At 56.0% G+C, this 11,998-nt stretch carries 7 protein-coding genes; 2 read left to right on the top strand and 5 right to left on the bottom strand.

What is annotated here, in order from left to right; all coding sequences use genetic code 11:
- Positions 1-11 precede the first annotated feature (11 nt).
- Both ACW9IN_RS21615 and ACW9IN_RS21610 read left to right on the top strand, forming a co-directional pair.
- Positions 12-3,143 (top strand): site-specific DNA-methyltransferase, encoded by a 3,132-nt coding sequence (locus tag ACW9IN_RS21615; RefSeq protein WP_457367729.1) that lies wholly within the window; start codon positions 12-14, stop codon positions 3,141-3,143.
- Entirely contained in the window at positions 3,143-6,517 is a 3,375-nt protein-coding gene (locus ACW9IN_RS21610) for a DEAD/DEAH box helicase family protein (RefSeq protein ID WP_457367728.1), read from the top strand. Before ACW9IN_RS21615 ends, ACW9IN_RS21610 begins: the two co-directional genes overlap by 1 nt.
- Before the next feature lie 30 nt (positions 6,518-6,547).
- Here ACW9IN_RS21610 and ACW9IN_RS21605 read toward each other — a convergent pair whose 3' ends face one another.
- From ACW9IN_RS21605 to ACW9IN_RS21585, 5 genes are all read right to left on the bottom strand, one after another.
- Positions 6,548-6,850: a hypothetical protein gene (locus ACW9IN_RS21605; RefSeq protein WP_457367727.1), complete on the bottom strand. Its 303-nt coding sequence runs from the start codon at positions 6,848-6,850 to the stop codon at positions 6,548-6,550.
- A 323-nt stretch (positions 6,851-7,173) separates the two neighbouring features.
- Positions 7,174-7,563 (bottom strand): KfrB domain-containing protein, encoded by a 390-nt coding sequence (locus ACW9IN_RS21600; RefSeq protein ID WP_457367726.1) that lies wholly within the window; start codon positions 7,561-7,563, stop codon positions 7,174-7,176.
- A 137-nt stretch (positions 7,564-7,700) separates the two neighbouring features.
- Positions 7,701-10,667, bottom strand: coding sequence for a Tn3 family transposase (locus ACW9IN_RS21595; RefSeq protein ID WP_457367725.1), 2,967 nt, complete (start codon positions 10,665-10,667; stop codon positions 7,701-7,703).
- Between the two features lie 3 nt (positions 10,668-10,670).
- Positions 10,671-11,231, bottom strand: a complete 561-nt coding sequence (locus ACW9IN_RS21590; protein WP_449103112.1) for a recombinase family protein — start codon at positions 11,229-11,231, stop codon at positions 10,671-10,673.
- A 239-nt stretch (positions 11,232-11,470) separates the two neighbouring features.
- Positions 11,471-11,725, bottom strand: a complete 255-nt coding sequence (locus tag ACW9IN_RS21585) for a hypothetical protein (protein ID WP_425312399.1) — start codon at positions 11,723-11,725, stop codon at positions 11,471-11,473.
- Positions 11,726-11,998: the final 273 nt, after the last annotated feature.

The raw sequence follows: 11,998 nt of genomic DNA, 5'->3' as shown, positions 1-11,998 counted from the left end.
TGAGTATAGCTGTGACCGCTAAACAGAACGTAAAATTCCAGCAGCTCATTACTAAGCTGCGCGAGATATTCCAGATCGACCGACCGGAGCTCGATTTTGGAATCTATCGCATCCTCAATGCCCGCGCCGATGAGATCAACGACTACCTAGAGAACCGACTGGCAGAGAAAGTGCAGGCCGCGCTGGCCGTAGGCAACGCCGCCAACACCCAGCAGCTGCAAACCGAATTGCAGGAGGCGGAGAAAAATGCCCAAGCGTTGGGCGTCAGCGCCGATGGCGTACCTAAGGTGCAGGAGCTGCGCAACAAGCTGAAAGCAGCCACCACCGGTTATGGCGAACACGAAAACGCTGTGTTCTCGCACCTGCTCACATTCTTCTCGCGCTATTACGATAACGGAGATTTCATCAGCCAGCGCCGCTACAAGGGCGACACCTACGCCATCCCCTATGCAGGGGAAGAGGTGATGTTGCACTGGGCCAACAAGGACCAGTACTACACCAAGAGCGGCGAAAATTTCGCCAACTACAGCTTCAAGCTAGCTGGTGAGGACGGACAACCGGGTCGTACGGTTCATTTCCGGCTAGTGTCGGCAGACACTGCCAAGGACAACCGCAAGGACAACGATAAGGATCGCCGTTTTGCCCTAGTTGAACACAAAACCGTTACTCGCATTGACGAGCAGGGCGACGAGTATGACGAAGAGCTCCTGCCGGTCGAGGAAGTGGATGGCGCGAGCGGCAAGGAGCTGATCGTTCACTTCGAGTACAAGGCCGTTGCCAAGGGCATCAAGCAAGACGCACTGGTGCAAAAGGCTGTCAAGGCAGTACTGGCTGACGCCGCCGTCAAGGCTCGCTGGCTGGATTTGGGTAGCCGATCCCCGACTGAGAATAATCCCCAGCGCACCTTGCTGGAAAAACAGTTGGGCGATTACACCACCAAAAATACCGCCGACTACTTTATCCACAAGGACTTGGGTGGCTTCCTGCGCCGAGAGCTGGACTTCTATATCAAGAAAGAAGTCATGCACCTAGACGATGTGCAGAATGCCAGCGCCTTTACCGACATCGAGAAATCGCTGCGCATGATCCAATGCCTGCGCGCCATTGCACTGGAGCTTATTGCGTTTCTGGCCCAGTTGGAAGATTTCCAGAAGAAGCTGTGGCTGAAGAAAAAGTTTGTTGTATCCAGCCATTACTGCATCACGCTAGACCGGATTCCGGAAAAGTTCTATCCAGAGATTGTGGCAAATGAGGAGCAGTGGGGCCGTTGGACGCAGCTCAACGTCTGGGATGGCAGTGCGCCCGGCACAATTGACGATTTGAGGGCTGGGCCATATCGGATGGTGGATACCAGCCTATTCGAGATCGACTTCACACGGAGGTTGCTGGCAGCCATCGATGACATCGACGCCAGTCTGGGCGGGGTCGTGATTCACAGCGACAACTTCCAAGCGCTGAACTTCGCCAAGGAGCGTTATAGGGCGAGTATCGATTTTACGTATATCGACCCCCCATACAACACCGTTCACTCGAAGATCGCCTACAAGAACCAGTTTGAGCACTCAAGCTGGCTCGCTCTGATCTCGAACACCCTCCCGTTCACCCGGAAACTATTCGGTGACTCGTACTCATTCGGGTTCGCCATAGACGACTACGAATATAACAACGCATTCACGTGCCTGCGCGATCATTTCTCAGATTGCGATGTTTCGACTATCGTCATCAATCACCACCCGCAAGGCTCAGGCGGCCGACTATCGCGAACGCATGAGTACTATATCGTCGCTTCGCCAACTAATGGCCCTCAGTACCTCGGTTTCCCCAAGGAGGACGAGACTGAGGACCGTAGTTTCATGCGTAGCGGGACGGCGGATAACAATTACCGTGCACCACGCGGCGGGGGTGTTGGTCGTTGGCGCAGCTTTTATGCACTGCTTGTCGATCCAACTACGCGCAAAATTGTAGGAACGGAACCGCCTCCTCCGCTTGACTCCGAGTATCCAACCGGACCCACACCTGAAGGGCTTGAGAGAATCTATCCGATCAACTCAAGTGGCGAGGAGCGTGTCTGGCGCTCGTCCTACGAGACGGGCAAGAGGCGCGTGGAGAATTGTGAGATTGTTCTGACCGATCGAGGAGCTGTAAAGCAGATGATCGACCACCAGGACAAGCGAGAAACACTGTTTAGCAATTGGATCGGCGCTGACTACAACGCAGGAACCAACGGCACGGCGGTCTTGGACAACTTGGGGCTTGGCGGTGTGTTTGACTATCCGAAATCTGTCAAAACGCTTGAGCAAGCATTCTGGATGCAGTCTTTTGGAAAGACTGACTTTACAGTTCTCGACTACTTTGCTGGGTCAGGAACGACTGCTCACGCCACCCTTTCGTTGAATCGAAAGGATGGCGCAAAGCGGAAGTATGTTCTTGTCGAGCAAGGGGAGTATTTTGAGACTGTCCTAAAGCCGCGGCTCCAGAAGGTTGTCTTCTCCTCCGAGTGGGCAAGCGGGAATCCCACTGCCCCGGAAACCGGTATCTCCCACTGCTTTAAAGTCCTCAAACTCGAAAGCTACGAAGACACGTTGAACAACCTGCAACTGCGCCGGGACGCCAAGCAGGGTGAAACGCTGTCCCTGCTGAATCAGCAGGCCCAGGACGACTACCTGCTGAACTACATGCTGGACGTAGAGAGCCGTGACTCGCTGCTATCCGTGCAGGACTTCAACAAGCCCTTCGACTACAGCCTGAACGTGGCGGTCGACTCAGCGGGAGCGTTTGAGCCGCGCAAGATCGACCTGGTGGAGACCTTCAGCTACCTGATCGGCCTGTGTGTCAGGCACATGGATGCTCAACCGGCGCGTGGCTTTGTCACCGTCACTGGCACGCTGCCTAGCGGCGAGAGCTGCCTGGTGCTGTGGCGTGACTGCGAGATGCTAGATTACGAAGGCGTGAGCAAACTCTGCGACCGGCTTGCCATCAACCCGGCAGATAACGAGTTCGATGTTGTCTACATCAACGGCGACCACAACATCCCGACCGTCTTGATGCAGAATGCCGAGGAAGGCGGCGCTACCCGCAAGCTCAAGATGCTCCAGATAGAGCCGGAGTTTCTGCAGCGAATGTTCTCGGTGGAGGACATCTGATGGCGCGTCCACGCAAGGCCATGGCCACCGCAGGCGCAAGAAGCGCTGGTAAAAAGCGCAGCTTTCACCAGGAGCTGGTACTCAACCGCTGGATGATGGGGTTCTTCAAGGGCGGTAACCTCGGTGCTTTAAAGTTGCGACTGGTCGATGACCGACATGAAGGTATCGACGAGGACGGGCAAACCAAATTCTTCCACGAGCTGACTCGCAATCTGTTCGAAGTAGATCGGGTATCGGAAGCTGACTTACGGCGATATGACCTGAGCATTGTTGGCCACTGGCAAGCCATCACCGCTCAGCGTAATAAGCTCGAAGGCCATGAATTGCAGATGAAGTACTTTCAGTACCTGTCGCTGCTGTTCACCGAGATCTATCTGGACTGGTATTTCAACAAACGTCAGGCCCTGCTGGATGGCCTGAATGAGGAGATGCTGCGCTACCGTGCGGAGTCGGGTGCGGAACAATTCAAAGCATTCGAGGCGGATGATCTAAACAAAATTGCCTTCTGGAACGCTACAGGTAGTGGTAAGACGCTGCTGCTGCACGTCAACATCAGGCAGTACCTGCACTATTTTCAGGCTGGCCAGCGTGAGCACTATCCGAGCAAGATCATTCTGCTTACGCCCAATGAGGGCTTGTCACGTCAGCATCTGGAAGAGCTGCATCTGTCAGGCTTCGGTTTTGCGCAGTTCTTCAATAAGGCGCAGAGCCCTGCACGCGGAACCATTGAGATCATCGACATCAACAAGCTTGGTGACGAGATGGGGGATAAGGTTGTTGCTGTGGATGCGTTCGAAGGCAACAATCTGGTGCTGGTGGACGAAGGCCATTCCGGCACAGGTAAGGCAGGCGGCGCTTGGATGAGCAGGCGCGATGCGCTGGTGCGCGGCGGCTTTGCCTTCGAGTACTCGGCTACTTTCGGGCAGGCTGTAGCCAAAGGAATGACCGTGGCTGCGGCGGAAGAAGACGTCCAGAAAAAGAAATCCAAGATGCTGTTCGAGACAACCAGCCTGAAGAAGCTGGACGACAGCCAGTTGGCGCAGATTGCTCTGAGCGGCGAGGAAAAACGCCAGGCACGTATCGCTGCCACCCGTGAAATCTACGCCAAGTGCATCCTGTTCGATTACTCCTACAAGTTCTTCTACGAAGACGGCTACGGCAAGGAGTCGTTGATTCTGAATATGAGCGGCGAGGCCTACGAGCAGGAGGACTACGCCCAAAAATACTTCACTGCCTGCCTGTTAGCGTTCTATCAACAGCTCTGGCTGTGGAATACACACCGCGACAATCTGACCGATTTCAACATCGAAAAGCCGCTGTGGGTGTTCGTGGGCAACAGGGTGTCCGGTGAGGAGTCGGACATCCTAGAAGTTGTGAATTTCCTTGCCTACTTCCTGAACAACGATGCGCAGATCAAGATCTGGTTGGCCGATCTGATCGCTGACCGGGCACAGATCCTCGACGCGCGGGGCAACAATATCTTCAAGGGGCGATTCACTTCCCTGATGTGCTTTACGGGTAAGCCAGAAGATCTGTATGCCGACATTCTACAGCGGGTGTTCAATGCGCAGGCCAAGCAACGGCTGAAGCTGGTCAATATCAAGAGCAGCAAAGGTGAGCTGGCCTTGCGGGTGGGTGATGCTGAGCCATTCGGCCTTATCAATATTGGCGACGATGCCGGTTTTTTTGGCCTCGCAGAGAATGTCGATGATTTCGATACTGAACGCGACGATTTCGGCGGCGCACTCTTTGGCACTCTGAACAACAAGGACAGCCGGCTCAACATGCTGATCGGCTCGCGCAAGTTCACCGAAGGCTGGAGCAGCTGGCGTGTCTCCACCATGGGCCTGCTCAATATGGGACAGGGGGAAGGCTCGCAGATCATTCAGTTGTTCGGGCGCGGCGTGCGTCTCAAGGGTAAGGGCTTTTCGCTTAAGCGGAGCTTGCCAAACGAGCGGCCAAAAGGCGTGCATTTGGACAAGCTGGAGACATTGAATATTTTCGGGGTGCGTGCCAGCTATATGGCCACCTTCAAGGATTATCTGCGCGAAGAAGGTATTACCCCCAGTGACGAAATCCTGCACCTGGAGTTCGAAACCAGGCCGAACCTGCCCGCTTGTACGCTCAAGACGTTGACATTGAAGGATGGCTACAAGGACAACCAGAAGCTGGGGTTCAAGCGTACTCACTTCCCATTGCTGTACGAGATTCCCGAAACGTTTAAGGACAAAATCAAAGACCCGCATGTGGTGCTTGATCTGTATCCGCGAGTTGAAGCACTGTCCACGCGGGATAAAGCTGTGGTGGCCACCGCTGAAGCCCGCCACAAGGGCAAACTAAACGCAGCGTTGTTTACGTTGTTTGATTGGGATCGTATCTATCTGGCCCTGCAAGATTACAAGCTGCAACGCAGTTGGAGCAACCTGCGCCTGGATCGACAAAAACTGGTCGACTTCTGTGCGGGCTCATCTGACTGGTACACGCTGTACATTCCAGCAGCGGAGTTGTCGGTGGCCGGTTTCAGCAATATCCGTAAGCAGGAGGAAATCCTGATCCGTCTGTTAACGGATTACACCGATCGCTTCTACAAGGCGCTGAAAACCGGCTACGAGGGGCAGTTTTACGATGTAATCCGCATGGAAGAAGACCACGGATCGATGCTGAAGCTCTACCAGTTCGAGATCGAGAACACGGATGACGGTCTGGAATATCAGGAAAGGCTGGAGGTGCTGCAGAAGCTGGTTGCGGACGGCAAGATTGGTGAGGCCAGCAAGTGGAACGCCCCTCACATGGTCGCCATCAGCTTTGATCGCCACCTGTACTATCCGCTGCTATCACTGGAAGACAAAGACGTGGTGCCGTTGAAGATGCGTCCTCTGGCTTTTGATGCGCCAAGCGAATGGGATTTTGTTCGCGACCTGGAGGAGTTTTACAACTCGCCCAAGGGCCAAGCTGCCATCGGAGCGCGCAGCCTTTACTTGCTACGTAATGCCGACAGTGAAGCGAAGGGGCTAGGCTTTGCGCTGGCCGGCAATTTCTACCCGGACTTCCTGCTGTGGCTGGTGGACGATGAAACAGGTAAGCAGTGGCTGAGCTTCGTAGACCCTAAAGGCCTGCGTAATCTTGATCTGTCGCACCCAAAGCTCGGACTTTACAAAGAAGTGAAGAAACTTGAGACGACACTGGCGGCTCAGGCTAAACCGGGTGAGCCTCCCTTGGTCTTGAATGCTTTTGTGCTGTCGCCGACGAAGTTCGCTGATTTGCTCAATGTCGCTGACCCAACGAAGAAGGCTGAATTGGAAGATCGCCATGTGTTGTTTATGGAAGACGGCCGCGACAGCTATCTGAGCAGCATGTTTGCACGGATAGTCTGAAATGACCGATAGCTCACTGGCTTTCAGGAATTAAAGCCAGTGGGCTGGGATGTCAATCGCATGGTTTTTCGCAACCGTATTCAGCGTAGCGATGATCTCGACATGCCGTGTCAGGTCGACAGACTGCCATTTAGCACGGCATTCCAGCAGGCCCTTCAGCTCGCTCAGGTTGTACATACCAAGGCGGTGGAAATTGCCCCAGCTCGGAATACCGAACAGGTTATAGATAACAACAGTGGCATCACGCTCACTGGCGAGGCGCTTCTCGCCTGTTAGCTTCTCGGCGGCTTCTTCAGCTTCGTCGCGATCGTCGTAGGTGTTGAGTAGTTTCATCGTCGTACAAGGTGGTTTCGAGGGTGCGTATGTTACCAAAGTGAGAGCGACAAGCATTCTGTCGCTACCAATTTTTGGTTCAGCCTGACACGAGATGTAGTTGGCGAGCGCGCAGAACTCGGAAAAAATCGTACGCTAAGCCATCCATTGGCGACAAGACACCCTGAGACGGCGCCCTGGCACGTTAGACGCTGTAAAAGTAGGATGAAAGGGTCGCAGTTTTCTATCCAATTCGAGCTTGTCTGAAACGCTCATGGGGGGCTCTCTACCAGAACAACGACAAGTATCGTAGTGGATCCTGGCAGAGAGTCGCTAGGGCTTACTCAGTAGCGGCCTGCACCGCCAAAACCCTTGGCCTCATGCTCCGGCACTTTGCGCTCCAAGGCTTTGTCTTTGACCACCACCACCCCGGCGTAGGCATAGCGAATCGACAAATCCTTGTCTTTCGCGATCAGGCCGGATGTTGCACCACTCAGAGCAGCCCGGGCGTGCTCAACAAAGTAGCTTTGCTTACCATCGGTAACTGCTTGAACCACCTTTCCCGCATTGAACGAAACGATCTTGCCCTCGTAAGTTTTGCCATCCTCGGCCTTCCTCATAGCGGGCATGTCATGCTTCGCGTTCATGCCGTACGCCACTTCGTTCTGATCAGGCTTGGCCAACTCCGTTTTACCCAGCGTGGCCTTGCAAAAGTCAGCTTTTCCCAACTCCATGGATTGCTTGAATGACTGTTTGAACTCTGCCGATCCTGGCTGATTATCAAACGGTAAATCTTTGTACAGCTTCCCCTCGGAAGTGCCGGTGCGGGCATAGATCTGGGGAGCCTACAGAATTCGGAAAAAATCGTACGCTAGGGTTTTCCGACCTGTCGGAGCGGCCTGAATTTCCCGTCTTCTAGCTTGCGGTTCTGCCGCCAAACGTAATCGCCGGTCAGGTTTATGTGCTCCCAGCCCAGCGGCGATAGGTATTGATACAGGTCGGTGTTCACCAGTTTTCCGGCCTCTGTCAGCCCTTGGGTGGCACGTTCCAGGTAGACCGTGTTCCACAGCACTATTGCAGCAGTCACCAAGTTGAGGCCACTGGCTCGGTAGCGCTGCTGCTCGAAGCTCCGATCCCTGATTTCACCGAGACGGTTGAAGAACACCGCTCTGGCCAAGGAGTTGCGCGCTTCGCCTTTGTTCAACCCTGCATGCACGCGACGGCGCAGCTCGACACTTTGCAGCCAATCCAGAATGAACAGCGTGCGCTCGATCCGACCCAACTCCCGTAGTGCGACAGCCAGGCCGTTCTGGCGCGGATAGCTGCCCAGCTTACGCAACATCAGCGAGGCGGTGACGGTGCCTTGCTTGATCGATGCTGCCAGACGCAGAATATCGTCCCAGTGAGCGCGGACGTGCTTGATGTTCAGTGTGCCGCCGATCATTGGCCGCAGTGTCGGGTAGTCCTGGACGCTCTGTGGCACATACAGCTTGGTTTCGCTCAGGTCGCGGATGCGCGGCGCAAAGCGAAAGCCCAGCAGGTGCATCAACGCGAAGACGTGATCGGTAAAACCAGCCGTGTCGGTGTAGTGCTCCTCGATCCGCAGATCCGACTCGTGATACAGCAGACCATCGAGCACGTAAGTCGAATCCCGTACACCGACATTCACCACGCGGGTGCTGAACGGCGCGTACTGGTCGGAGATATGGGTATAGAACAGTCGTCCTGGTTCATTGCCATACTTCGGGTTGACGTGCCCTGTGCTCTCGCCTCGTCCACCTGCACGGAAGCGCTGGCCATCGGAGGATGAGGTGGTGCCGTCTCCCCAGTAGGCAGCAAAGGAGTGATGGAACTGGCTGTTGACCAGCTCGGCTAGTGCCGCCGAGTAGGTTTCGTCGCGGATGTGCCAAGCTTGCAGCCAAGACAGCTTGGCGTAAGTCATCCCCGGACTCGACTCGGCCATCTTGGTCAATCCAATGTTGATGGCATCGCCGAGGATCGCAGACAGTAGCAGTGTGCGATCCTTGGCCTGGGCACCATCCTTCAGGTGGGTAAAGTGACGTGTAAACCCTGTCCACTCATCCACATCCATCAACAGATCGGTGATCTTGATTCGCGGCAGTAACTGACTGGTCTTGTCGATCAGCGCCTGTGCGGTATCTGGCACCGCCGAATCCAGCGGCGTGATCTTAAGTCCAGATTCGGTGAGGATCGCGTCGGGGAGTTCGTTGTCCTTGGCCAGCTTGGCGACGGTTGCCAGTTGTTCATCCAGCAACTTTAAGCGTTTCTCTAGGTACTGGTCGCTGTTTGGGTTGATCGCCAATGGCAGCGCCTGTTCCTTCTTGAGTGCGGCGAATTTCGCGGGCGGTAGCAGGTAATCTTCAAAGTCACGGAACTGCCGTGAGCCCTTGACCCAGATGTCGCCGGAACGCAGCGCGTTCTTCAGCTCGGACAAAACACAGATCTCGTAAAAGCGCCGGTCAATGCCTTCCGGCGTGATCACCAGCGGTTTCCAGCGCGGTTTGATAAAGGCGGTCGGGGCGTCCGACGGCACCTTGCGCAAGTTGTCTGCGTTCATCTCTCGCAGCTGCTGTATGGCATCCAGCACACGTTGCGCTGCCGGTGCGGCCCGTAGCTGAAGCACTTCCAGAAAGGCCGGGGTGTAGCGGCGCAGCGTGTTGAAGTTCTCGCTGACCAGGTACAGGTGATCGAAGGCCTCGGGGCGGGCCAGCAGCTCGGCGTCAGTGACACTCTGGGCGAATTCATCCCAAGGGATTACCGCTTCGATAGCGGCGAACGGATCGTCACCCGATGCTTTGGCATCCAGCAAGGCCTGGCCTATCTTCGAGTACAGGCGCACCTTGTCGTTGATCGCCTTGCCCTGCTTCTGGAACTGCTGCTGATGCTTGTTCTTGGCGCTGCTGAACAGCTTGATCAGGATGCGGTCGTGCAGATCGACCAGCTCATCGGTCACCGTTGCGGTGCTTTCCAGCACCACGGCCACGAGGGTGGCGTAGCGCCGTTCGTTCTCGAACTTGCCGAGATCCTGGGGAGTCATCTGCCCACCTTCACGGGCTAGCTTCAGCAGCCGGTTTTGGTGTATGTACCGGTCGAGCCCTTCGGGCAGGGCCACCAGCTGGAAGATTTTCAGCCGCTCGATGTGCTCCATCATGTGCCGCGAATTCGGTTTCAATGGTGACTGTCGCAACCAGGTCAACCAGGTGCTGTTGCCGCCTGCTTTGACAGTCAGCAGTTCGTCGAGCTTGTTGCGATGCTGCTGACTCAGCGGCTCGATCAAGGCGCGGTAGACCCTCCTGTTAGCTCGCGCCACGGCTTCGGAACAGGCCCGATCGATGACCGTCAGGGTCGGCAATATCCGCCGTTGCTGACGCAGACTCTCCAGAGCCTGCCCGGCCAGTAACAGGCCTTTGTCGGTTTGCTGGGCCAGGTGTGTCAGTTCGCGTACCAAGGCTCGAAAGTCAGGAAGCCCGAAGGGTAACAAGCCGAGGTAGGTGCGCAACTCCTGGGCGTGTTCACGGCGTGTTACATCGCGTTCACCGTACTTCACCCAACTTTCGGAGGCCGCTTGAATCTGTCGGGCCACCCACTCAATGAACGGATCGGGCAGTAAGCTGTCGCTGGCCAGCGCGTAACCGGGGTAGCGCAGCAGACAGAGTTGCACGGCAAAGCCGAGTCGATTGGCATCACCCCGTCGCTGACGGATCAGCGACAGATCGGACTCGTTGAAGGTGTAATAGCGGATCAGATCGTCTTGGCTTTCCGGCAGCGCAAGCAGAGTGCCGCGCTCAGTGGCCGAGAGTATCGAGCGACGCGGCATGTATCAGTCATCCGGGCGAAGGTACTGGTAGAGGGTTTCCCTACTTATACCGAACTCACGGGCCAACTGGGCTTTCGGCTCGCCGGCAGCGGCCCGTTGCCGGACTGCGACGGTCTGTTCGTCGGACAGGGCTTTCTTGCGACCCCGGTAGGCGCCACGTTGCTTGGCCAGGGCGATGCCCTCGCGCTGTCGCTCGCGAATGAGCGCTCGCTCGAACTCGGCGAAGGCCCCCATGACCGACAGCATCAGGTTGGCCATAGGTGAGTCCTCGCCGGTGAATACCAGGCCTTCTTTCAGAAACTCGATGCGCACGCCGCGCTTAGTCAGCTTTTGCACCAGACGTCGCAGGTCATCCAGGTTGCGCGCCAAGCGATCCATGCTGTGCACTACGACCGTATCACCCTCACGGACGAAGCCGAGCATGGCCTCCAGTTGCGGACGCTGGGTGTCCTTGCCGGAGGCCTTGTCGGTGAACAGCTTCCTCACCTCGGTCTGTTCCAGCTGGCGTTCCGGGTTCTGATCGTAGCTGCTGACCCGGACGTAACCGATGCGTTGTCCTTGCAAGTTGACTCCAAGGGTAGATTTGTCAGGTTGAAATCTATGACCTTGGTACGCAAGTGTCAAGAATATCAAAAAACAACTCTATTCTGACGCATCGACATAATACAACCTGACATCAGGTTAGGGTATACCCCAACCTGACACCACTGCATTTATGAAATATCTATCAGTAGTACAGCTACGCTGTGGCTTGCAGCGGATAGGGGTTGTAAGCCGGAAACCCAGAAATTTCCGTCAGCCGATCAACATGGCTTGTCTCGCGCTTGGTCGATGAGTTCCTGCATCGCCCGCATGACTTCTTCGTGGGTGTACGACTTGGCGTTGGGGTCGTCGGCCTCTCGGAGAGCTTCCTCGACCTCGCGGGTCATCCGCGCATATTCTTCCGGCCACAGCGCTTGCTCCATGCGCAGCGACGCCTGCCCAAGCAGGTGCAGCAGGCCGAACAGCCGCATGTCATTGGTGGCGACGACGTGCTCTCGAATCCGCTCCTGGATCACCTCGCAGGCCCGATGCGCCTCTGGCGTCGCCGTGCCCTCGTAGCCGGCTGGGAGTTCTGCTTCTTCAGCGATTCGCGCCCAAGCGATAGCCGGTGGACAGGTTCATTTGCTCATCCACTTGCGCAGCAGACGCTTTTTCAGGGAGGCGCGCTCTTGCGGATTGCGTCCCTTGTGGTTGGCAATGCGATCCGCCGTGGCGGCCTGGCGCTTGATGGGCCAGTAGGAGCGGCCATCCTTACCCATCGACCAGACGTTGCTGACCTGGTTTTCCAG

Source organism: Pseudomonas sp. SDO5271_S396 (assembly GCF_054071795.1).
The sequence above is the reverse complement of the archived record's forward strand: the minus strand, read 5'-3'. Positions and strand labels throughout refer to the sequence as shown.

Excerpts from the sequence above, each read along its gene's own strand:
- ACW9IN_RS21595 (WP_457367725.1), bottom strand. The coding sequence starts at position 10,667 with ATGCCGCGTCGCTCGATACTCTCGGCCACTGAGCGCGGCACTCTGCTT.
- ACW9IN_RS21610 (WP_457367728.1), top strand. The coding sequence starts at position 3,143 with ATGGCGCGTCCACGCAAGGCCATGGCCACCGCAGGCGCAAGAAGCGCT.
- ACW9IN_RS21600 (WP_457367726.1), bottom strand. The coding sequence starts at position 7,563 with ATGGAGTTGGGAAAAGCTGACTTTTGCAAGGCCACGCTGGGTAAAACG.
- ACW9IN_RS21605 (WP_457367727.1), bottom strand. The coding sequence starts at position 6,850 with ATGAAACTACTCAACACCTACGACGATCGCGACGAAGCTGAAGAAGCC.